Origin of the sequence: Gordonia sp. DT30, from assembly GCF_049844915.1 — a bacterium.
Lineage (GTDB): Bacteria > Actinomycetota > Actinomycetes > Mycobacteriales > Mycobacteriaceae > Gordonia.
Genome location: NZ_JBNCLY010000013.1, coordinates 45361 through 67909 on the forward strand (window position 1 = coordinate 45361; position 22549 = coordinate 67909).

Below are 22549 nucleotides of genomic sequence, written 5' to 3' on the forward strand. Positions count from 1 at the left end.
CGGCCCGGCGCAAGCGAATATAGGTTGCGGCCATAGCGACGGCCACGACAATAATCGGCTCGACCGTCGCCATAGCCGCAATCCATATTCCGGCAGACCGCGGACCCCTTCAGCGCCCCATCCCGCGCCCTGCTGCGCTGTTCAATTGTTGACAATCCGACGATAGGGCGTCACCGTGGTGCCATGACCGCCGTCGAACCCGCCACGCAGACCGCCACGCTCTCCCCGATCCTCAAGCAGGCGACCCCGGTGATCGTCGACCACGCCCTCGGCTCATGGATCCACGGCACCGACGGCAACACCTACCTCGACTTCACCACCGGCATCGGCGTCACCAGTACCGGGCACTGTCATCCGCGCGTGGTCGCGGCGGCGCAGGAGCAGTGCACCAAGATCATTCACGCCCAGTACACGACGGTCATGCATCCGCCGCTGCTCGAACTCACCGCGAAACTCGGCGGTGTGCTGCCCGCCGGACTCGACTCGGTCTTCTACGCGAACTCGGGCTCGGAGGCCGTCGAGGCCGCGATCCGGCTCGCGCGCATGGCCACCGAACGACCCAACATCGTGGTGTTCCAGGGCGGCTTCCACGGTCGCACCGTGGCCGCGGCCAGCCTCACCACCGCCGGCACCCGATTCTCGGCCGGATTCTCGCCACTGATGGGCGGCGTCCACATGGCACCATTCCCCTACGCCTTCCGGTACGGGTGGGATACCGACACCGCTGTCGACTTCGCGCTGGCCGAACTCGACTACCTGTTGACCTCGCGTGTCGCACCGAACGACACCGCCGCCTTCCTCATCGAGCCCGTCCTCGGTGACGGCGGCTATCTGCCCGCTCCCCCGCGCTTTCTCGCCGGACTGCGCGAACGCGCCGACCGCCACGGCATCCTGCTGATCCTCGACGAGGTCCAGGCCGGCTTCGGACGTACCGGACGCTTCTGGGGTCACCAGCACACCGACGGCCTGATCCCCGACATCATCATCACCGCCAAGGGTCTCGCATCGGGCTTCCCGATCTCCGCGATGGCCGCGCCGACCGCGCTGATGAGGAAGGCCTGGCCCGGTTCGCAGGGCGGCACCTACGGCGGCAACGCCGTCGCCGCAGCCGCCGCGATCGCCACCCTCGACGTCATCGCCGAGGAAGACCTGGTGGAGAACGCCGCGGTCCGTGGCGAGCAGCTCCTCGTCGGCATCCGCGAGGTGACCACCGGTTTCGACGCGGTCGGCGATGTGCGTGGAATCGGGCTGATGATCGGAATCGAGTTCGTCACCGGCGAGGGCGCCACCCGGCGACCCGACGCCGACACCGCGCTCGCGGTGCAGCGCGCCACCACCGCCCATGGCCTGCTCACCCTGACCTGTGGTCCGGCCGGCAACGTCGTCCGCCTCATTCCGGCGTTGACCGTCACCGCCGACGAGATCAGCCTCGGGATCGAGCGTTTCGCCGTTGCGTTGCGGTCGGTTCTCGGCGGATGATCCGACAATGACCGCGACGTCTCCACCCGGCGAGACGGAAACCGCTGTGCCGGATCGGGTCGTCGCCTCGCACACCGCACTGCTCGCCGAACTCGCCGCCGCGGACCTCGAGGTCGACGGCTCGACCCGTCGGCGATCCGAATACTCTTACGACGCATCCAATTACCGCATTCCACCGTTGGCCGTGGTGTTTCCCCGCGATGCCGACGACGTCGCGGCCACCGCCCGCCTCTGCCACCGGCACTGCGTACCGATCATCGCGCGCGGCGGCGGAACCTCGATGGCGGGCAACGCGATCGGCCGCGGAATCGTCATCGATCTGTCCCGGCACATGCGGCGGGTCGGCGCCCTCGACGCCCAGCGGCGCGTCGTCACCGCCGAGGCCGGCGTGATCCTCACCGAACTCGCCGCACAGGTACAGGCACGCACCGACGGCCGGCTCACCTTTGCCCCCGACCCATCGTCGGCGTCACGCGCCACCCTCGGCGGCGCGATCGGCAATGATGCGTGCGGCAATCATTCGGTGCGCCATGGCCGTACCAGCGATCATGTCGAATCCCTGGATCTCGTCACCGCCGACGGACTACGGCTCACCGCCACCCGAACGGGGCTCGCGGCCACCGACCCCGCCGACGCCCACGCCGCACTACGCGCGCACGAACTGAGCTCGGCGATGCGCGATCTCGCCGCCCGCAACCTCGCCATCCTGCGCACCGACCTCGAGACGATCCCGCGGCAGGTGTCGGGCTACCATCTGGCGCACCTGTTGCCGGAGAACGGTTTCGACGTGGCGCGCGCCCTGGTCGGCAGTGAGGGCGGCTGCGCGATCGTCGTGTCGGCGACGGTCAGGTTGGTGCCCGCGCCGACATCGCAGCTCCTGCTGTGCGTGGGCTACCGCTCGATCGCCGACGCGGCCCGCGACGTGCCCGCCATCTTGCCGTTCGCGCCGTCGGCCATCGAGGGCATCGACGGCAAGATCGTGACCACGATGGCCGCCCGCCGTGGCCCCGACACCGTCGCCGGCCTGCCCGCCGGCGACGCGTGGCTGTTCATCGACCTCGACGAGCACAGTGCCGCCGCACAATCCGAGCCGGATGTGCGGTCGGTCATCGCCCGTCTGCGGACCGAACTCGGCGAACAGGGACGGATGGTGGACGCGACCGTCGTCGATGACCTGGCCACCCGGAAGTCGTTGTGGCGCGTACGCGAAGACGGCGCCGGACTGTCGGCCCGGCCGGCCCCGGACGCCGGGATCACCGCGGCCGGCAATGGGCCGCTGCACGAGTCGTGGCCGGGCTGGGAGGACGCGGCCGTCGCACCCGAGCGGCTCGCCGATTACCTCGTCGACTTCGAGGCGTTGCTCGACGAGTTCGGGCTCACCGGGGTCATGTACGGCCACTTCGGCGCCGGCTGCATGCACGTGCGGATCACCTTCGATCTGCGTAGCGCCGACGGGCGGGCCATCATGCGCGAATTCTGCACCGCCGCAGCCCGGCTCGTCGTCGCACACGGCGGTTCGCTGTCCGGTGAGCACGGTGACGGGCGGGCGCGCTCCGAACTCCTGCCGATCATGTACTCGCCGGAGATGCTGCGCGCCTTCGACGAGTTCAAGCGGATCTGGGATCGGGACGGACTCCTCAACCCGACAGCCATCGTCGCCCCGGCACCGATCACCGCCGACCTCGCGCTCGCCGACGTCCCGAACCGCCCGTGGGCCGGGAGCGGCGGCGATTCGCTCGACGGATTCATCCACGCGGTGCAGGGCTGTATCGGTGTCGGCCGCTGCCGCAGTTCCACCGGCGGCGTCATGTGCCCCAGCTACCGGGCAACCCGAGACGAGAAGGATTCCACCCGCGGCCGGGCGCGCGTCCTTCAGGATATGGTGCGCACGGCACCAGACCTCGAATCCGGTTGGCGGTCAACCGATGTCGCCGAGGCCCTCGACCTGTGCCTGTCGTGCAAGGCGTGTTCGTCTGACTGCCCCACGGGCGTCGACATGGCGTCCTACAAATCCGAGTTCCTGCACCATCACTACCGGGGGCGCGTCCGACCGGCGTCGCACTACTCGCTGGGCTGGATGCCGATGTGGTTGCCGATGGCCACCGCGACCGCACCGGTGATCAACCGCGCCCTGCGGGCAGAGCCGTTGCGCCGCCTGGCCGCCCGGCTCGGCGGAATCGACCGGCGCCGTGCGATGCCCGCCTTCGCCACCCGACGCCAGGTCCGCAGCCACCTCGACGCCCTGCCCGCGCCACGTACCGGCGCCCGCTCCGACACCATCCTCGTCGTCGACACCTTCACCCGCGCCTTCCGTCCGCACGTCGCGACCGCGACCGCCCGCCTGCTGGGCGCGACCGGCGAGCAGCTCGGCTGCCGTGCCGACGTGTGCTGCGGGCTCACCTGGATCTCCACCGGACAGCTCACCCGCGCCCGAAAGACCTTGGCGCGCACCGCGGAACTGCTCGACGACGGCACCGATCGGCCGATCGTCGTCCCGGAACCCAGTTGCGCCGCCGCGCTACACAAGGACCTCCCCGAACTGGTGGATTCGCCTGCGGCCCGCCGGGTTGCCGCACGCGTATTCAGCGTGGCAGCATTCGTGCCCCGACTCCTCGACGCCGGCTACGAGCCACCCGCGCTGCCGGAATCGGTGACCCTGCAAACGCACTGCCACGAGTACGCCACCTTCGGCGCCGGCACCGGGACGTCGGCGCTCACCCGACTCGGCGTCGAGGTACACAGCGCCGACGGATGCTGCGGCGTGGCAGGCAATTTCGGCTTCGAATCCGGTCACTACGAGGTCAGCCGCGCGGTCGCCGAGCAGGCGCTGGCCCCCGCCCTGCGCACTCATCCCGACCGGCCGGTCGTCACCGACGGCTTCAGTTGCGCGATGAGCGTCGACCACCTCGACGCCACCGATCCCCTCGTCAATGCCACCGGCATCCATCTTGCCGAGTTGCTCGCGCCCGCACCCGACACTCACGGAGGTACCCGATGACCACCACCGAATCACGCCCGGTCCCGTCCTTCGAGCACATCACCACCGATCTGCTCATCGACGGCCGGCCGACGCCGGCGCGCTCCGGCCGGCGCTTCGATGTCGAGAACCCGGCCACCGGCGGGGTTCTCACCTCGGTGGCCGATGCCGGCGCCGACGATGCGCTCGCCGCGCTGCGCGTGGCCGCCGCCCACCAGAGTGCCTGGGCCGCGACCAGCCCGCGCAGCCGCAGCGAAATCCTCTACCGTGCTTACCAACTCATCACCGAACGCGCCGACGAGTTCGCCGCGGTGATGACCGCCGAGATGGGCAAACCGCTCGCCGAGGCACGCGGTGAGGTCGCCTACGGCGCGGAGTTCTTTCGCTGGTTCGCTGAGGAGGCCGTGCGGATCGGTGGCGATGCGACCACCACCGGCGACGGCGGCACCCGGATCGTCGTGACCCGGCGCCCCATCGGCCCGTGCGTGCTGATCACCCCGTGGAATTTCCCGCTCGCCATGGGTACCCGCAAGATCGGCCCGGCCATTGCCGCCGGCTGCACGATGGTGTTCAAGCCCGCCGAACTGACTCCCCTGACGTCTCTGCTGCTGGCCGATGTGCTGCGCGAGGCCGGATTGCCCGACGGCGTCCTCAACGTCGTCACCACGTCCGATCCGGGTGCGGTGGTGGGCGCCTGGATGAGTTCGGGCCTGGCCCGCAAGGTCAGTTTCACCGGATCGACCGAGGTCGGCAAACTGCTGATCGCCCAGGCCGCCGAGCACATCATGCGCACGTCGATGGAGTTGGGCGGCAACGCGCCGTTCATCGTGTGCGAGGATGCCGACGTCGACCGAGCGGTCGACGCGCTGATGGTCGCCAAACTGCGCAACACCGGTCAGGCCTGTACCGCAGCCAACCGGGTCTTCGTCCATCGCAACATCTTCGACGCCTTCGCCGATGCCCTCACCGCACGGATGAGCGCGCTGTCGGTCGGCGACGGTGCCGACCCCGGCACGGAAATCGGCCCGCTCGTGGAGGCCAAGGCCGTCGCCAAGGTCGAGCATCTGGTCGCCGACGCGGTCTGCCGAGGCGCGCAGGTGCGCTGTGGGGGCCGCCGGGTCGACGGTCCGGGCCATCTGTACCCGCCGACCGTGCTGACCGACGTCGATCCCGGCGCCGACCTCGTGCACACCGAGATCTTCGGGCCGGTCGCGGCTCTGATCCCGTTCGGCGGCCAGGGCACCGCCGCCGACGACGAGGTCCTTGCGCTCGCGAACCGCACACCATGGGGACTTGTCGGTTACGTTTGCAGTGAGAACGCCGATCGGCTCGCCGACATCGCCGATGGCCTCGAGGTCGGAATGGTGGGTGTCAACACCGGTTTGGTGTCCAACCCGGCGGCACCGTTCGGCGGGATCAAGCAATCCGGCCTCGGCCGGGAGGGCGGGCGGCTCGGCATCGAGGAGTTCCTCGACGTCAAATACACCGCGACGCCCGTCCGGCGCCGGTGACCGGTCACCGATGACGAAGGGGACGACGAATGTACCTCGGCGCGCAGCTGTTCACCGACAGCGAGTACGAGCAGCGGTTGACCCGCGTGCGCGGAGCCATGGAGCTGCAAGGACTTTCGGCGCTCATCGTCACCGAACCGGCAAATCTGTTCTATCTCATCGGCTATAACGCGTGGTCGTTCTACACCCCGCAGATGCTGTTCGTGCCCATCGAGGGCGAGTTGTTGTTCTTCGCCCGCGAGATGGATGCCCATGGCGCGCATCGCACCACCTGGCTGCCGCCGGAGCAGATCGTCGGCTACCCGGAGAGCTACGTCCATCGCCCGCACGTGCACCCCTTCGACTGGGTGGCATGGGCGTTGCGGCAACGCCACCTCATCGCGCCCGCCTCCAAGGGCGGTTCGGTGGGGCTGGAGATGGACTCACACTACTTCACCCCGAAAGCCTATCGGGCCCTGCACAACGCGATCCCCGAGTGGAAGCTCGTCGACGGATTCGAACTGGTCAACTGGGCACGTTCGGTCAAATCCGACGCCGAGATCCAGCTGATGCGGCAGGCGGGCATGGTGTGTTCGGAGGCGATGCGGGCGGCGATCGACACCATCGATGTCGGTGTGCGGCAATGTGATGCGGCGGCGGTGATCTCGCAGGCACAGATCACCGGCACGTCGGACTTCGGTGGTGACTATCCGGCCATCGTGCCGATGATGCCGACCGGCGCCGCCGCCGACACCCCGCATCTCACCTGGCATCAAGGAACTTTCGCCGCGAACGAGGCCGTGGTCATCGAATTGACCGGGGTGCACAACCGCTATCACTGCCCGCTGGCACGTACCGTCGCGCTGGGCAAGCCCTCCAACGATCTCGACTATGTCGCCCAGGCCACCGCGGAGGGTCTCAACAACGTGCTCGACGTGATCCGGCCGGGCGTACCGACCCGCGAACTGGCCTCCACCTGGAACTGGACGCTGGCCAAGTACGGGCTCGAAAAGCCTTCGCGGCTGGGCTATTCCATCGGAATCGGCTATCCGCCGGACTGGGGTGAGCGCACCATCAGCATCCGCACCGAGGACGAGACCATCATGGAGACCAACATGACCTTCCACATCATCTGCGGAATGTGGATGGACAACTACGGTTTCGAGCTCTCGGAGTCGGTGCGCGTCAGCCCCACCGGGGTCGAGACCTTCACGAGTTTCCCGCGCGAACTGATCCAGAAGTAGGCCCTCTCAACACAGAAGCCCCTCAACACAGAAGCGAGGTGACGCACATGACCACCACACCGACCGCACCCACGATCCCGCTCGCCGGTCGCGCCAAGGACCTGGTGGGTTCGATGATCGACTCGTCGACGTCGCTGCTCGCCGCCCAGACCCACGACATCGTGCGGTTCGCGATGGGGTCCCCCGCCGACGAGGCCGTCCCCGCCGACGAGTTCCGCGAGATCGCCGGGCAGATCCTCGACAACAGTTCGTTCACCTATGGCGCCACCGAGGGCGAGCCACGCCTGCTGCAGCTGCTCGTCGACTTCCTGGCCACCACCGCCGACCCGTCGAGCCACGACCGGCTGGTCATCACCACCGGCGGCATGCAGGGCCTCGACCTGGCCAACAAGCTCTTCGTCGACCCGGGTGATCTGGTCGTCGTCGAATCCCCCACCTACACCAACGGCAGCGCCACCGCGCTCTCGTACGGCGCGCAGCTGCTCGAGGTCCCCGTCGACGCCGACGGCATGCAGATCGACACCCTCGTCGACCTGGTGGCCCGCACGCGCCGCACCCCGAAGGCGATCTACACCATCCCGACGTTCCAGAATCCGTCCGGCGTAACGATGAGCGAGGAACGCCGCCGGGAACTGCTGCGCCTGGCGCATCAGTGGGGTTCGGTGATCATCGACGACGACCCGTACGGCCTGCTGCGATTCGCCGGCGAGGACATCCCGACCTTCCAGCGGCTCTCGCCCGGCGACCCGCTGGTCTTCTCGGTGCGCACCTTCTCCAAGATCCTGGCGCCGGGCTGGCGCGTCGGCTGGGTCGACGCCGACCCCTCGCTGCGGCAGCTGCTCATCAACGGCAAACAGGCCATGGACACCTGCACCAACGTGCCCAATCAGCACATTGTCGCCGAATACATCGCGCGCGGCGGTCTCGCCGACCATCTGACGTCGCTGGGCGACCTGTACCGCACCCGCAAGGACGCGATGATCGACTCCATCGCCCGCCATCTGGGCGACCGGGTGACCACGACCGACCCCGAGGGCGGCTTTTTCCTCTGGGTCACGCTGCAGGGCGAATTCGCCGAGATCGACACCCGCGAGCTGTTCGACGTGGCGCTCGCCGACGGTGTCGCGTTCATCCCGGGACCCGCGTTGTCGCCGGGCGGCCGGTTCCGCAACGCCCTGCGGCTGTGCTTCGCGTCGAGCACCCCGGAGCGGATCGAGGAGGGCATCGCGCGCCTGACCGGCAGTCTTGAGAAGATGGCGGGGTGAACGGCGAGGACTCCACGACCATCGACGGCCCGCTCCCTGATGCCGACGAGATCACCGACCTGACGGTGGCGCTGGTGCAGGCCGCCAGCGAGAATCCCGGCGGCACCGAGGCCGGCGCGGTTGCGGTACTTCAAACGGCTTGTCAGAAAGCGGGTTTCGTCGTCGAGACCCATGAGGTGGCGCCCGGACGACCCAATCTCGTGGCGACCCTGCCGGGCGGTGACGGACCGGGCCTGATGTTCCTCGGCCACTCCGACGTGGTACCCGCAGGGCCCGGCTGGACCGGTGACCCGTACGTCGCGCGCGTCGCCGACGGCACCATCACCGGCCGCGGGTCCACCGACATGAAAGGCGGGCTGGCCGCGATCGTGGCGGCCATGTCCTCGCTCGCCACCTCCGGCGTCGAACTGTCCGGCCCGGTGCAGCTGGTGTGCACCGTCGACGAGGAGGAACACGGCACCGGCGTCCGCGACCTGGTGCGCGATCACCCGGGCGAGTTCCTGGGGTGCGTGGTGGCCGAACCCACCGATCTGCGGATCGTCCGCGGTTGCCGCGGTGCGTCGTACATCGAGGTCGACGTGACCGGCCGCGCCGCCCACTCCGGAAGGCCCGACGACGGCCGCAGCGCCATCTACGCCGCGGCCGCGATCGTCGACCTCATCCGCGCCGACCACGTCGCCATGACGGACGCCGCCGGCGGCCTACTCGGTTCCGGCACATGGAATGTCGGCACAATCTCGGGCGGGCAGGGCATCTCGGTGGTGGCGCCGATGGCCGCACTCGGCATCGATCGGCGACTCATGCCCGACGAGGACGCGCACACCGTCGCCGCCTGGCTGCGCTCCCGGATAGCCGGTGCCGGAATCAATTCCGACGGCATCGGCGTCGACGTGCGGGTCACCATGGAGATGCCGGGCTTCGAGACGCCCGCCGACCACCGCCTCGTCGCCACCGCGGCCGACGCACTCACCGGCCTCGGCGTCGAGCCGTCGGTCGGCGGATGGAGCGCCGCCTGCGACGGCGGCTTCATCAGCCGCGATCTCGGCATCCCGGCGATCGTCCTCGGCCCTGGCGACATCAACACCGCGGCTCACCAACCCGACGAATCCGTCCGCATCGACGACCTGCTCACCGCGGCACGGCTTTACACCCGCATGGCCTTGCAGCTCCTCGGCCCGACCTCCTGAACCGGCTCAGTCCGTGACCGCGGTCCGAGTTGGTGAACGCGGCCGGTGCACCGCGGGCGTTCACCAGTTCAGGCCGCGACAAGTCGATGGAGCCGATCGACCGTCCGGTGCGTCCAATCCCGTATGACGACATTTCCCACCGATGAACACGACATCATCTACCGCAACGTATGCGTGCGGGCCGGGTTCACCGACGACGAACTCCGCAAGGCGCGCCGCGCCGGGACCATCGTTCCCCTGGTCCGGGGCGCATTCGTCGACGCAACCCCCCGCAAGCCGGAGGAACTGCACCGACTCTCGGTCATCGCCGCACATCGGCTCGGCCGGTTCGGCACTGCCGTCCCCAGCCACCAGTCGGCGGCCACCCTGCACGGTCTGTCCCTGTTGAAGCCGAACTTCCGCCGGATACACACCACCCTCGGCAAATCCGACAGTGGCACACGCACGGCGACCCGCCACGATCACGTGGGCACGATCAGGCCGGACGACATGACGACGATCGACGGCATCGACCTACCGGCCATCGAACGCACCGCGGTCGACGTCGCATGCACGACGCCGATGGGTTTCACCGGTGCGTTCACGGTCCTCGACTCGGCTCTCCGTCTCGGTGCGGACCGGGCACGGATGACGGAGATGTTGCGGACCAAGCGCCGCGGCGTCGCAGTCGCGCGCCGGGCCCTGCATCATGCCACCGGCGCGTGCGAGAGTCCCGGCGAGGCATGGAGTTGCGCACTCATGATCGAGGCGGGACTACCGACGCCGCGTCAGCAACACGAATTCTTCGACGACGACGGAGAATTCGTGGCCCGCACCGACTTCGACTGGGCGGGCGCCTCGTCGGCGAGTTCGACGGAATGGTGAAGTACCTCCGCCCCGGCGAGTCGCCGGCCACCGCGGTGATGCGAGAAAAGAAGACGCACATCCCGCTGACCGAATTGGCGAACGCGGCCGGTGTACCAGCCGCGTTCGCAAATTCGGACGGCGTTACCGATGTGCAGCAGCGCTCAGGACGACGACGCCGCCGCCTTCTTGACGTCGGCGACCGCGAAATCCTCGGTGCGGGCCGGGATCTCGGTGCCGCGGATGGAAGCGCCCGCGGTCTCCTTGAGGAAGACCATCGCGATCATGCCGATGGCACACGCACCCATCAGATACATCGCCGGGAACAGCAGCCAACCGGTGTTGTCGACGACGGCGTCGTTGACCAGTGGCGCGGTACCGCCGAACGCCGCGGTCGCCACGTTGTAGGAGATGGCGAATCCCGCGTAACGCACCTGGGTCGGGAACATCGCCGGGAACGTCGCCGAGATGGTGGCCAGCTGCGGAATGTAGAGCAGCCCCAATATCACGAATCCAACGATGGCCCAACCGAATCCGCGTCCCATCAACCAGTAGAGGGGCAACGCCAGCACGAACATGCCGATCAGCGATCCCCACCACATCGGTTTTCGGCCCGTCTTGTCCGACCACGCGCCGAAGAACGGGATCGTCGCCATCATGACGAGCTGGCCGATCAGCACGACCGTCGAGCCCGACGACTCCGAGAGCCCGATCGTGTTCTTCAGATAGGTCGGCTGATATGCCAACAACGTGTAGTTGGCGACGTTCAGCGCGATCACCATGCCGAACATGATCAGGATGGGCTGCCAGTAGTTCAGGATCAGATCCTTGAACCGGGTCCATGGCGTGCCGGTGATCTCGTCCTCTTGCTCGAGCTCCTGGAAGACCGGGGTGTCCTCCATCTGCGTGCGGAGGTAGAGACCGATCAGGCCCAGGGGCAGCGCCAGCAGGAACGGGATGCGCCAGCCCCAGGTCTGCATCTGCTCGTCGTTCAGCAACAGTTCGAGCAGCAGGACGATCGCGGTACCGCCGGAAAATCCGGCGAGCGTACCGAATTCGAGGAACGAGCCGAACCGTCCACGTTTGTTGTCGGGCGCGTACTCCGCCATGAACGTTGCCGCACCGCCGTATTCGCCGCCGGTGGAAAAGCCTTGGATGACGCGCAGCGTGATCAGCAAGATCGGTGCCCACACACCGGCGACGGCGTGGGTGGGCAGTACACCGATCAACGCGGTGGCACCGGAGATGAGCAGGATCGTCATCGCCAGCACGGACTTTCGCCCGATGCGGTCACCGATCGGTCCCCAGACCATGCCGCCGAGCGGACGCAACACGAATGAGATGGCAAAGCCGAGCATCGTGCCGATGGTGCCGAGGTGTCCGGGAAAGAATGCGTGGGTGAGATAGGTGGTGGTCGAGGCGTAGACGCCGTAGTCGTACCACTCGGTGGCGTTACCGATCGCCGATGCGGCGATCGCCTTGCGCAATACCGCTTTCCCTGCTCGCGAATCCGGATCGGGCGCGAGCTCCTCATATGTTGACGAGGAGTTTTCCGTAGCCATCTGTGCCTTCCTGGTGAAGTCGGGGCCAGTGTCGTCGGACTGACTCACATCGGTGGGCGATGATCTAGAGGGCGATGTTCGCCGCGGACTCGGACCCCTCCTGCCCGCCCGCGGCGTCACCGATCAAACGGTTCAGCCCATCCCTCATGTGTTCGATCATCAGCGCGTCGGCCGCCTGCGCATCCCGTGCCGCAATGGCGTCCACCAATGCCTGGTGTTCGTCGATTCGTTCCTTTCCCGAGGAATACGTTCCCCGCATCGCCCTCAGACACATCCGCGTCTCGACGCGAATCGTCTCGTGTAGGCGCGAAAGACGCTGACTACCTGCGGCTTCCACCAAGGTTTGATGAAACCGCATATCCGCGTCGGCCATGGCTTCGCCGTTCGGATCCCCGACGCACCCACGCATCGTGGTCACCGCGTCGTTCAGCGCCGCAACCGATTCCGGGTCATCGTTGCCGATGATCTGCTCGATTGCCGCCCGCTCGACCGCGGTGCGCGCTATGTACATGTCCCGGATGTCCTCATCGGCCATCAGGACGACGAACAGACCTCGGTTGCGATGACTCACCAGCAGACCCTCCGCGGTGAGACGTTGCATCGCCTCGCGCAACGGACCCCGGCTGACCCCCAGGTCGGCGGCCAAACCCGATTCCGTCAACTGCGCACCAGGCGGAAAACTACCGTCGGCGATGGCCTGATGCAACTTCCGGGCGATGATCGCAGGTGTCGATTCCTGCACGATCGGAGCCAGCACGCGTTTGCGTTCGGCCACCGACCCGCCCGGTGTTCGCGGTTGTGCATCGACCATATCGGTCTCCTTCTTACTCGTCGGCACGGCTGAATGTCAGCTTTTCACCGCGCGCTCCGCCCATCCAGATGTCGTTACAGGCCGCCGCGAACTCGTCGAGTCCGTCGACGATCGTTCCGAACACGTTGCCGGGCACCCAACCCACATCGCCGTTGACCAGCAGGTTGTTGCGCCCGTAGAAGACTGCGAGGTCGATGAGCAGCCGGTGTTGCGCCGGCGCGGAATCCATCTCGTACCCGTAGGCGGGGTTGTCGAGAATACCGTCGAACGTGAAGTAACACAGATCACCGGGAATGGGCGTTACCGTGGTGTTCTCCGGACCGGGCTCCACCTCGGCAAACGCCGGGGTCAGCGTATAGATCTCGTTGCGTGCAAACTTGCCGTGAAAGACCTGATCGCCCAACGGCAGCGCAGCCCAGATCGCTTCGGCAGTCCGCGGGGCCTCGTCGTCGAGCAGACGCGCCCTGGCGCTGACACCGCGTTTGTGCAGCGTGATCGTGATGAATCGGTCGCTCACCGCATTCCCCTCTGGTCGAGTCCCTCGAATGCCGCGGCGGCCTCGTACGCCGACGCCACCTGCAGGACGGTCGTATCGGCGTGCCGGGCACCGACGAACTGCACCCCGGTCGGCAACACCGCACCGTCGTCGGCGGCGAGCCCACTGGGCACCGTGACCGCGGGCTGCCCCGTCAGGTTGAACGGGTAGGTGTAGGGCGTCCATGATGTCCAGTCTTGGGATGCCCAGTCCGGGGACGCCGAGCCGCGCGGCACGTCGACACCGGCCTCGATCGCCGGGGTCGGCATGGCCGGTGTCAGCAGCACGTCGTAATCCTGGTGCAGCACACCCATCTGCCGGCCCAGATCCATGCGCAGGGCCGTGGCGTCGACGTAGTCGGCAGCGCTGAAGTCCCGGTGCCGCTCCAACGCGGCCAGCAGCCCGGGATCGACGCGCTCGCGGGCGGGCGGGTCGAGCGCGCCGACAACCTTGGCCGCGCCGGCGAACCAGATGACGTGATACGCCCACACCGGGTCGTCCCAGCCGAGATCCACCTTGTCGACCACCGACCCCAGACCACGCAGCACCTCGGCACACGCGTCGGTATTCGATTGCACCGCTGGGTCATTGGATGCGAACGACAGATCGGGACTGTAGGCGACGCGAATCCCCGCCAAGCTCGTCGGCGCGCCGGCGACCGCGGCGGCGAAGCTCTCCGTCGGGGCAGGCAGGGCGGCCCAGTCCCGCGGGTCGGGCCGGCCGATGACGTCGAGCAGTGCGGCCACGTCGGCGACGGTGCGGGCCATCGGCCCGACGTGCGCCACCGGCGCGAACGGGCTCGCCGGATACATCGGCACCCGCCCGAGTGTCGGCTTGAACCCGACGATCCCACAGAAGGCGGCCGGGATGCGGATGGAGCCGCCGCCGTCGGTGCCCACCGAGAGCGGACCCAGCCCGGCGGCCACCGCCGCGGCCCCGCCACCACTCGATCCGCCGGCGGCGCGGTCGGTGTCCCACGGGTTGCGGGTGATCCCGGTCCGCGGGCTGTCGGTGACGCCCTTCCAGCCGAACTCCGGGGTGGTGACCTTGCCCAACAGCACCGCCCCGGCCTCCCGTAGCCGAGCGACGGCCGGTGCGTCCTCGGTCCACTCAGACGAGTCGGGAGCGATCGACAACGAGCCGCGCAGGGTGGGCCAGCCGGCCGTGAGCAGCAGGTCCTTGATGGTCACCGGCACCCCGTCGAGCGGGCCGAGGGCTTTACCGGTCCGATGCCGCGCCTGCGACGCGCGGGCGGCGGCCATCGTCGTATCCGCGTCGATCAGGCAGAACGCGTTGAGCCGGCGGTCCACGTCGCCGATCGTCGCCAGCAACTCGTCGGCCACCGTCACCGGTGACAACGTCCCGTCGGCGTAGGCCGATGCGAGATCGGTCGCCGACATCCAACGCACGGAATCCGTCATCGCACCTCCCGGTCGAGACATTGTTAGATTGTTGACAATCTACCTGGGAGGTTCAGTGGTGACAACAGAAACACACACCGTGGCCGTGCTCTATCCGGGCCATGCCGCCGAGAACGACTATCCGCTCATCGAGTCGGCCCTGGGCGGGATGACCGCAACCGGGCAGGCAGCCGAGGAAGCAAGCGTCGCAACGGTACGGCTACCGGTGATCATCACCGACATCGACTCCGACGAGCACACGGTCGAGGCGATGCGTGCCGTCGGCGAGGCCGATCGTCTGGCGCAGGGAGCACGCCGTGCCGCGGCGTTGTCGGCGGATGCGGTGATGTGGGCCTGCACCTCGGGGAGCTTCCTCTACGGCTGGGCGGGCGCGCACCGTCAGGCCGACGCTCTCGCGCAGGCCTGCGGCGTCCCGGCGTCGTCGACGTCGCTGGCCTTCGCCGCGGCCTGCGCACATCTCGGCGCGACGACGGTCAGTGTGGTCGCCTCCTATCCGCCCGAGGTGGCGGCGGGCTTCGTCGACTTCCTCGGCGACGCCGGGATCACGGTGGCGGCGTGGCGTTCTCATCACATCGAGACCGCGACCGAGGCCGGTGAACTCGACGGCGATCAGCTCTTCGCCATGGTGCGCGCCGGAGTCCGTCCCGACGCCGACGCGATCCTCGTCCCCGACACCGCCCTGCACACCGCAGCGTGGCTGGCCGACCTCGAAACCGATTGCGGGATACCGGTGCTCACGGCCAATCAGGTCACCGTATGGCAGGGCTTGCGGCTGGCCGGCGTGCCGATCCCGTCGGCGCCGCTCGGCTCCCTGTTCACGGGTGTGGCCGTCCACTCCTGAATGGTCAAGCGGCCCTGGCGAACAGCGACTGCCCGGGCGCACCCTCGGCGAGCACGCCCGCGTCGACGAGCGTCGCCCATGCGGTGACCTGATTCGCCGAGAGCACCGGCTTGCCGAGTTCGGCCTCCATCGCGGCGAGGATCTCGTAGGTCCACAGGTTGGTGCACGAGACGAAGATCGCGTCGGCGTCGGGGTGGTCGGCGGCCCGGATCAGCTCACTGGTCACCGAATACGGAATGGTCCAGATGTCGTGATCGCGGCCCAGACCGGACTGGGCGACCACCGTCCGTCCGGATTCGGCGAGAAAAGCGCACAGCAGTCCGGTCAGGTCGGTGGTGTACGGGGTGGCGACCGCGATGCGCCCGATCGACATCAGGTCCAGCGCGCGCAACAGTGCCTCCGAGGTGGTGACCGCCCGGCGCGCGCCGGCGGCCAGCATGCAGTCGCGCAATGCCAGGGCACCGCCGATCCCGTCCACGAAACTGCCCGAGGCACAGGCGTATCCGAAGGCAGCCGGGCGGATCGCGCACAACGAGCGGACGGCCGACGCGATCTGCTCGTGGTCGTTGAGTTGTCGGCACATGTCCACGTCGACGGGCCGGTCGAGATAGCCGGTGCGGGTGAAATGCAGCGACACGTGATCGGGCATCCACCGCCACAGCTCCCGGTCGAGGGCCATGTCGAACGGGCAGACCATCCCGATGCCGACCTGATCCGCTTGTCCCTCGCCGGGTACGGAGAATTGCACCGTCATGCAGGCATGATGGCACGTTGTTGGATTGTCGACAATCCGGCGCCGTGTGATTTTTGGGTTACGCGATCCGGGTCACTCCCGCACGAACCGATATCCCATCCCCGCTTCGGTGATCAGATGTGTCGGGTGGGCGGGGTCCTCCTCGAGTTTGCGGCGCAGACTGGCCAGGTACACCCGCAGATAGTTGGACTGCGCGGTGTACGTCGGCCCCCACACGCCGGTGAGGATCTCCCGCTGGCCGACCAGTTTGCCCTCGTTGCGCACCAGCATCTCCAGCACGCCCCACTCGGTGGGCGTCAGGTGTACCCGCTGCCCGTTGCGCAGGACTTCCTTCGCGCCGAGGTCGACGGTGAACGCGCCCGCGTCGATCACCGGATTGTCGGCCGTCTCCCCGGTCGATCCCGCGCCACGCCGGATCGCCGCACGCAGCCGGGCGACGAATTCCTCCATCCCGAAGGGCTTGGTCACGTAGTCGTCGGCGCCCGCGTCGAGCGCGGCCACCTTGTCGACGGCCTCGCCGCGCGCCGAGAGCACGATCACCGGCACGTTGGTCCAGCCGCGCAGACCGGCGAGAACCTCGAACCCGTCGATGTCGGGCAGCCCCAGATCCAGCACCACCGCTTGCGGATTGGTCTTGGCGGCCGCGGCCAGCGCCGAGGCGCCGGTCGCCGCGGTGGTGACCTCGAAGCCCCGTGCCTTCAGGTTGATTCGCAACGCGCGCAACAGTTGTGGCTCGTCGTCGACGACGAGGACCCGCGCCCGCTCACCCACGCGCCATCCCCTCCTCGCTCGGAGCCGGGGCCGCATCGTCCGGTTCGGCCGCCGGCAGATCGACCACCATCGTCGTGCCGCCGCCCGGGGTGTCGACGACGGCCAGGTGCCCACCGAGGGTCGAGGTGAATCCGCGCGCCACCGAAAGACCCAGTCCCACACCGCCGTCGGAGCCGTTGCGGTCGAAGCCCTGGCGGAAGTCGTCGAAGATCTGCTCGCGTCGGGCGATCGGGATGCCGGGGCCGTGGTCGATCACCTCGATGATCGTACGTGGCGTCGCCGGGTCGGTCTCGTCGAGCGAGGTGGTGACCTCGACCTGTCCGCCACCGTGGCGGACGGCGTTGTCGATCAGGTTGGCCAGCACGCGCTCGAGCAGTCCGCCGTCGGTCCAGGCCCACACGTGCCCGAAGCGGAACCCGATCTCCGCGGCGACCGGACCGCTGCGGTTGGCCGCCCGGTGTACCACCTCGACGAGGTAGGTGCGGGACATGTTGGGGCGGATCGCTCCGGCCTCGAGCCGCGAGGAGTCCAGGAGGTTACCGACGAGCGCAGTGAGCTGATCGGCGGATTCCTCGATGGTGGCGAGCAATTCGGCGGTGTCCTCCGGTGAGAACGTGACCTCCTCGCTGCGCAGACTCGACACCGCCGCCTTGGCCGCGGCCAGGGGCGTGCGCAGGTCGTGACTGACCGCCGAGAGCAACGCGCGCCGCAGTTCGTCGGTCTGTGCAAGGGCGCGGGCGGCGGCCGCGTCCGCCTCGAGGCCGGCGCGTTCGAGGGCCGCGGCCGCCTGCGTGGCGACGGCGGTGAGCACCCGCCGGTCCTGGGCCTGCGGCCGCGGCCCGATCAGCAGCAGCTCGTATTCGTCCCCGCGGGCCGGGAACACGGCGTCGGCGTCGGAATCGCGTTGCGGTGGCCCGTCGCCCACTGCTGCGGCCACCTCGACGGTGCCATCGGTGTGCCGTCGCACCACCGACACCGCGCGCTGATCGTAGGTCTCGAGCACACGTCCGAGGAGGCCCGGCACGTCGGCGCCACCGAGGACGGCGTCGCTGAACACCGCCAGCAGCTCCGCCTCCCGGGTGGCCCGCTGCGCCTGCACGCGCCGCACGGTGGCCGAATCGACCAGCGCGGCAACCGCTATCGCGATGACCAGCATGACGAGGATGGTGATCAGATTGTCCGGCTCGTTGATGGTCAGGGTGAAGCGCGGTGCGGTGAAGAAGTAGTTCAGCAGCAGACCCGACACCACCGCTGACAGCGCCGCCGGTGCGACACCGCCGAGCATCGAGATCGCCAGCACCGTCACAAAAAACAGCGCCGTCTCACTGGCGAAGCCCAGCCAGCGGTCGAGGAGGGCGAGGATCCCGGTCACCACGAGCGGCACGACGACGGCCAGCACCCAGCTCAGCGGCCGGTGGAAGCGGGTGTCGCGGATGTCGAGCCGGTTGCGTCTGGCGGTCTCCTCATGGGTGACCATGTGGACGTCGATGCGCCCGCTGCTGGCCACGACGGTGGCGCCGACGCCCTCGTCGAAGATCCGCTTCCAGCGGGGGCGCCGGGAGGTGCCGAGCACCAGTTGGGTGGCGTTGACGCCGCGCGCGAACTCCAGGAGCGTGGCGGGGATGTCGTCGCCGACGACGGTGTGCACCCGGGCGCCGATGCCTGCGGCGAGCTCGGTGAGTTCGCCGAGGTCGCCGGTCGAACGATCGGCCAGCCCGTCGCCGCGGACCACGTGTACGACGATCAGCTCGGCGCTCGAGCGCGACGCGATCCGCCCGGCGCGCCGGACCAGGGTCGGCGACTCGGGGCCGCCGGTGACCGCTACCACCACCCGCTCGCGTGCCTCCCACGTGGCGGTGATGGCATGTGCGGCACGGTAATCGGCGAGGCTGTCGTCCACCCGGTCGGCCAGCCACAGCAACGCCAGTTCCCGCAGTGCGGTGAGGTTGCCCTGGCGAAAGTAGTTCGACAGTGCCCCGTCGATCCGGCCACTGGGGTACACCTTGCCCGCCGACAACCGTTGCCGCAGCGCCTGCGGGGCGATGTCGACGAGCTCGATCTGATCGGCGGCGCGCACCACCGCGTCGGGGACGGTCTCGCGTTGGGTGACGCCGGTGATCTGCGCGACGACGTCGTTGAGGCTCTCCAGATGCTGGATGTTGACGGTGGTGAGCACGTCGATCCCGGCGTCGCGCAGCTCGTCGATGTCCTGCCACCGCTTGGCATTCCGCGATCCCGGCGCGTTGGAATGGGCCAGCTCGTCGACGAGCGCGACCTGCGGGCGGCGGGCGAGGACGGCGTCGAGATCCATCTCCTCGAGGTGTGTTCCGCGATGCACCGCGCTCCGGCGCGGAATCTCCTCGATGCCCTCGACCAGACCTGCCGTCGCGCTGCGCCCGTGCGACTCGACCACGGCGATCACCACGTCGGCGCCCTCGGCGATCAGATCGTGCGCATGGGCGAGCATCTCATAGGTCTTGCCCACGCCCGGGGCGCAGCCGAGGAAGACCTCGAGCGTGCCCCGGGCGTCGGCAGCAGAAACCATGGACCCGAGTCTATCCGCCGGTGCCGGTCACCCGGCGCACCGTCACGAGTGGCACACCGTGTGGCCCAGAGCGAGATTGACCTCGAGCACGTTGACCCTTGGCTGCCCGAGGAAACCCCACTGCCGCCCGTCGGTGTGCTCGTCGATGACCGCCTGCACCTGCGCGGGGGTACGGCCGCTGTTGGCCGCGATGCGCGGCACCTGCAGGTGCGCGTACGCCGGACTGATGTCGGGGTCGAGCCCCGACCCGGAGCCGGTGACCGCGTCGACGGGCACCGCCGCCGGCGCCACCCCTTCGCGCGAAGCGATCACCTTGCGGCGCGCGTCGATCTCGGTGGCCAGGGACTCGCTGCCCGGCCCCTGATTCGAGGCCGCCGACGCCGACGGGTCGCCGGGCGCCATCGGATCGTCGTCGGAGCCGAGTACGCGGGCGTGCAGGAACGAATCGGGCTGTCCGGCCGCGGGTTTCGGGTCGATCCCGATATTCGACGACCCGGCCGCGCAGCCCCGCTGGTCGATCGCCTGCGTGCCCTCGGCGGCGTGGGTGTCCAGGCGGGAGGCCGCCCACACGACCGCCGGGTAGGCGCCGCCGAGTATCACGGTCAGCGCGAGGAGCACACCGATCGCGGCGACGCATTGCCGCGCGAAGGTGGAGAGGACGGTGTTCATCGGATTCCTTACCCCATTCCCGGAAGGAAACGGACCACGAGATCGATCAGCCAGATGCCGAGGAACGGCGCGATGACGCCGCCGGCACCGTAGATCAGGAGGTTGCGGCCGAGCAGCCGCGACGCGGAGCTGGGCCGGTATTTGACGCCGCGCAACGACAACGGGATGAGCGCGACGATGATCAGGGCGTTGAAGACGATCGCGGAGACGATCGCCGACTGCGCCGAATGCAGGTGCATGATGTTGAGCACGCCGAGCTGCGGGTAGATGACCGCGAACATGGCCGGCAGGATCGCGAAATACTTCGCGAGATCGTTGGCCAGCGAGAACGTGGTCAGCGCACCGCGGGTGATCAGCAGTTGCTTGCCGATCGCGACGACCTCGATCAGTTTGGTCGGGTCCGAATCCAGATCGACCATGTTGCCGGCCTCCTTGGCCGCCGACGTGCCGGTGTTCATCGCCAGGCCGACGTCGGCCTGGGCGAGCGCCGGGGCGTCGTTGGTGCCGTCGCCGGTCATCGCGACCAGCCGCCCGCCCGACTGCTCGGAGCGGATCAAGGCCAGCTTGTCCTCCGGGGTGGCCTCGGCGACGAAGTCGTCGACACCGGCCTCGGCGGCGATCGCCTGCGCGGTCAGCGGGTTGTCGCCGGTGACCATCACCGTGCGGATGCCCATCGCACGCAGTTGCGCGAACCGGGCGCTCATGCCGGGTTTGACGACGTCGGAGAGCTGGATGGTGCCCAGCACCCGTGCGCCGTCGCGGTCGTCGACGGCGACCAGCAACGGCGTGCCGCCGCCCTGCGAGATCTCGGCGACGCGCGCGGTGACGATCTCCGGTACCGAGCCGCCCAGTCCGGCGACCCAGCGGGCGACCGCGTCGGCGGCGCCCTTGCGGTAGGCGGTGCGGGTGGGGCCCTCGTCGAGATCGATTCCGCTCATGCGTGTTTCGGCAGTAAACGGCACCACCTCGATGCGCGCGCCCGCGTCGTCGAACCTCGGCGCATCACCGGATGTGGCGTCGCCGGCGGCGATCGGCGCCACCTGGTGGTCGGTCCGGCACAGGTCCACGATGCTGCGACCCTCCGGGGTGTCGTCGGCCAGGCTGCACCGGTAGGCGGCCACCGCGAGTTCGGCGGTGGTGGTGTCGGGGCCGGGGAAGATCTCGGTGGCCCGGCGGTTGCCGAAGGTGATGGTGCCGGTCTTGTCCATCAGCAGGGTGTCGATGTCGCCGGCGGCCTCGACGGCACGCCCGGACATGGCCAGCACATTGCGCTGCACGAGGCGGTCCATTCCGGCGATGCCGATCGATGACAACAGCGCCCCGATGGTTGTCGGGATCAGGCAGACCAGCAGTGCGATCAGCTTGATCGGGTCGGGTGTCTGCCCGGCGTACTGCTGCATCGGGCCGACCGCGACCACCGCGAGCAGGAAGATCACCGTCAGGCTCGCGAGCAGGATGTCCAGTGCGATCTCGTTGGGGGTCTTCTTGCGGGCGGCGCCCTCGACGAGGGCGATCATCCGGTCGACGAAGGTCTCTCCCGGTGCGGTGGTGATGCCGACGACGATGCGGTCGGAGAGCACCACCGTGCCCCCGGTGACCGCGCACCGGTCACCGCCGGATTCGCGCACCACCGGGGCGGATTCGCCGGTGATCGCCGACTCGTCGACGGTGGCGATACCCTCGATGACGTCGCCGTCACCGGCGATCACCTCACCCGCCTCGACGACGATGCGGTCGCCCACCTTCAGGTCGCCGCCGGGTATCTCGACGATCGAGCCGTCCGGTTCGATGCGGCGGGCCATGGTGTCGCGCTTGACCTTTCGCAGGCTGTCGGCCTGCGCGCGGCCGCGGCCCTCGGCGACAGCCTCGGCGAGGTTCGCGAATACGACGGTGAACCACAGCCAGGCGGCGATCAGCCACGCGAACCACGAGGGCCGCCAGATCGCGAGGACGGTCGTCACGATCGCACCGCCGAACACCACGCACATCACCGGGTTACGGGCCTGATCGCGCGGATTCAGTTTCCGCACGGCCTGCGGCAGCGAGGTGAGGAGGGTGCGTACGTCGAATGCGCCGCCCGACACCAGTTCCGGTGTCTCCTCCGGCTCGTGCGCGGGCTGCTGTGTCCCGTCGGTCCGGTCGATCATGTCCACAC

General features: G+C 68.7%; 17 protein-coding genes. 8 read left to right on the forward strand and 9 right to left on the reverse strand.

Annotation, left to right across the window (positions count from 1 at the left end; all coding sequences use genetic code 11):
• Positions 1 to 183 precede the first annotated feature (183 nt).
• From ACLQ3C_RS13630 to ACLQ3C_RS13660, 7 genes are all read left to right on the forward strand, one after another.
• Positions 184 to 1479, forward strand: coding sequence for an aspartate aminotransferase family protein (locus ACLQ3C_RS13630; RefSeq protein WP_425705605.1), 1296 nt, complete (start codon positions 184 to 186; stop codon positions 1477 to 1479).
• A 7-nt stretch (positions 1480 to 1486) separates the two neighbouring features.
• Entirely contained in the window at positions 1487 to 4477 is a 2991-nt protein-coding gene (locus ACLQ3C_RS13635; protein ID WP_425705606.1) for an FAD-binding and (Fe-S)-binding domain-containing protein, read from the forward strand.
• Positions 4474 to 5967 (forward strand): NAD-dependent succinate-semialdehyde dehydrogenase, encoded by a 1494-nt coding sequence (locus ACLQ3C_RS13640; RefSeq protein WP_425705607.1) that lies wholly within the window; start codon positions 4474 to 4476, stop codon positions 5965 to 5967. The genes ACLQ3C_RS13635 and ACLQ3C_RS13640 overlap by 4 nt, the downstream gene beginning before the upstream one ends.
• A gap of 29 nt (positions 5968 to 5996) precedes the next feature.
• The gene (locus ACLQ3C_RS13645) at positions 5997 to 7190 is read left to right on the forward strand and encodes a M24 family metallopeptidase (RefSeq protein WP_425705608.1); all 1194 of its coding nucleotides are present in this window, start codon (positions 5997 to 5999) and stop codon (positions 7188 to 7190) included.
• A gap of 47 nt (positions 7191 to 7237) precedes the next feature.
• Positions 7238 to 8455 (forward strand): PLP-dependent aminotransferase family protein, encoded by a 1218-nt coding sequence (locus ACLQ3C_RS13650; RefSeq protein WP_425705609.1) that lies wholly within the window; start codon positions 7238 to 7240, stop codon positions 8453 to 8455.
• Complete coding sequence (locus ACLQ3C_RS13655; protein WP_425705610.1) at positions 8452 to 9642, forward strand: M20 family metallopeptidase; 1191 nt, start codon at positions 8452 to 8454, stop codon at positions 9640 to 9642. The genes ACLQ3C_RS13650 and ACLQ3C_RS13655 overlap by 4 nt, the downstream gene beginning before the upstream one ends.
• A gap of 123 nt (positions 9643 to 9765) precedes the next feature.
• Complete coding sequence (locus ACLQ3C_RS13660; RefSeq protein WP_425705611.1) at positions 9766 to 10506, forward strand: hypothetical protein; 741 nt, start codon at positions 9766 to 9768, stop codon at positions 10504 to 10506.
• Positions 10507 to 10649: 143 nt separating this feature from the next.
• Here ACLQ3C_RS13660 and ACLQ3C_RS13665 read toward each other — a convergent pair whose 3' ends face one another.
• The 4 genes from ACLQ3C_RS13665 to ACLQ3C_RS13680 all read right to left on the reverse strand — a co-directional run bounded on the left by ACLQ3C_RS13665 (position 10650) and on the right by ACLQ3C_RS13680 (position 14814).
• Positions 10650 to 12047 (reverse strand): MFS transporter, encoded by a 1398-nt coding sequence (locus tag ACLQ3C_RS13665; RefSeq protein WP_425705612.1) that lies wholly within the window; start codon positions 12045 to 12047, stop codon positions 10650 to 10652.
• A gap of 64 nt (positions 12048 to 12111) precedes the next feature.
• A complete protein-coding gene (locus ACLQ3C_RS13670; protein ID WP_425705613.1) occupies positions 12112 to 12858 on the reverse strand; it encodes a GntR family transcriptional regulator in 747 nt (248 codons plus the stop codon).
• Positions 12859 to 12871: 13 nt separating this feature from the next.
• Positions 12872 to 13375: a DUF3830 family protein gene (locus ACLQ3C_RS13675; RefSeq protein WP_425705614.1), complete on the reverse strand. Its 504-nt coding sequence runs from the start codon at positions 13373 to 13375 to the stop codon at positions 12872 to 12874.
• Entirely contained in the window at positions 13372 to 14814 is a 1443-nt protein-coding gene (locus tag ACLQ3C_RS13680; protein ID WP_425705615.1) for an amidase, read from the reverse strand. The genes ACLQ3C_RS13675 and ACLQ3C_RS13680 overlap by 4 nt, the downstream gene beginning before the upstream one ends.
• Before the next feature lie 58 nt (positions 14815 to 14872).
• Here ACLQ3C_RS13680 and ACLQ3C_RS13685 point away from each other — a divergent pair, with 58 nt between their 5' ends.
• Positions 14873 to 15655, forward strand: coding sequence for a maleate cis-trans isomerase family protein (locus ACLQ3C_RS13685; protein WP_425705616.1), 783 nt, complete (start codon positions 14873 to 14875; stop codon positions 15653 to 15655).
• 4 nt (positions 15656 to 15659) lie between these two features.
• Here ACLQ3C_RS13685 and ACLQ3C_RS13690 read toward each other — a convergent pair whose 3' ends face one another.
• The 5 genes from ACLQ3C_RS13690 to kdpB all read right to left on the reverse strand — a co-directional run bounded on the left by ACLQ3C_RS13690 (position 15660) and on the right by kdpB (position 22541).
• Positions 15660 to 16409: a maleate cis-trans isomerase family protein gene (locus tag ACLQ3C_RS13690; protein WP_425705617.1), complete on the reverse strand. Its 750-nt coding sequence runs from the start codon at positions 16407 to 16409 to the stop codon at positions 15660 to 15662.
• Positions 16410 to 16481: 72 nt separating this feature from the next.
• Positions 16482 to 17180, reverse strand: coding sequence for a response regulator (locus ACLQ3C_RS13695; protein WP_425705618.1), 699 nt, complete (start codon positions 17178 to 17180; stop codon positions 16482 to 16484).
• On the reverse strand, positions 17173 to 19725 hold the full coding sequence (locus ACLQ3C_RS13700; protein ID WP_425705619.1) for a DUF4118 domain-containing protein: 2553 nt from the start codon (positions 19723 to 19725) through the stop codon (positions 17173 to 17175). The genes ACLQ3C_RS13695 and ACLQ3C_RS13700 overlap by 8 nt, the downstream gene beginning before the upstream one ends.
• Before the next feature lie 42 nt (positions 19726 to 19767).
• Positions 19768 to 20394, reverse strand: a complete 627-nt coding sequence (locus tag ACLQ3C_RS13705; protein ID WP_425705620.1) for a potassium-transporting ATPase subunit C — start codon at positions 20392 to 20394, stop codon at positions 19768 to 19770.
• An 8-nt stretch (positions 20395 to 20402) separates the two neighbouring features.
• Positions 20403 to 22541, reverse strand: a complete 2139-nt coding sequence (kdpB, locus tag ACLQ3C_RS13710; protein WP_425705671.1) for a potassium-transporting ATPase subunit KdpB — start codon at positions 22539 to 22541, stop codon at positions 20403 to 20405.
• Between the last annotated feature and the right edge of the window lie 8 nt (positions 22542 to 22549).

Coding starts and splice junctions, on each gene's coding strand:
- kdpB (WP_425705671.1), bottom strand. CDS start 22,541: ATGATCGACCGGACCGACGGGACACAGCAGCCCGCGCACGAGCCGGAG.
- ACLQ3C_RS13635 (WP_425705606.1), top strand. CDS start 1,487: ATGACCGCGACGTCTCCACCCGGCGAGACGGAAACCGCTGTGCCGGAT.
- ACLQ3C_RS13665 (WP_425705612.1), bottom strand. CDS start 12,047: ATGGCTACGGAAAACTCCTCGTCAACATATGAGGAGCTCGCGCCCGAT.
- ACLQ3C_RS13645 (WP_425705608.1), top strand. CDS start 5,997: ATGTACCTCGGCGCGCAGCTGTTCACCGACAGCGAGTACGAGCAGCGG.
- ACLQ3C_RS13690 (WP_425705617.1), bottom strand. CDS start 16,409: ATGACGGTGCAATTCTCCGTACCCGGCGAGGGACAAGCGGATCAGGTC.
- ACLQ3C_RS13680 (WP_425705615.1), bottom strand. CDS start 14,814: ATGACGGATTCCGTGCGTTGGATGTCGGCGACCGATCTCGCATCGGCC.
- ACLQ3C_RS13630 (WP_425705605.1), top strand. CDS start 184: ATGACCGCCGTCGAACCCGCCACGCAGACCGCCACGCTCTCCCCGATC.
- ACLQ3C_RS13660 (WP_425705611.1), top strand. CDS start 9,766: ATGACGACATTTCCCACCGATGAACACGACATCATCTACCGCAACGTA.
- ACLQ3C_RS13670 (WP_425705613.1), bottom strand. CDS start 12,858: ATGGTCGATGCACAACCGCGAACACCGGGCGGGTCGGTGGCCGAACGC.
- ACLQ3C_RS13700 (WP_425705619.1), bottom strand. CDS start 19,725: ATGGTTTCTGCTGCCGACGCCCGGGGCACGCTCGAGGTCTTCCTCGGC.
- ACLQ3C_RS13650 (WP_425705609.1), top strand. CDS start 7,238: ATGACCACCACACCGACCGCACCCACGATCCCGCTCGCCGGTCGCGCC.
- ACLQ3C_RS13640 (WP_425705607.1), top strand. CDS start 4,474: ATGACCACCACCGAATCACGCCCGGTCCCGTCCTTCGAGCACATCACC.
- ACLQ3C_RS13705 (WP_425705620.1), bottom strand. CDS start 20,394: ATGAACACCGTCCTCTCCACCTTCGCGCGGCAATGCGTCGCCGCGATC.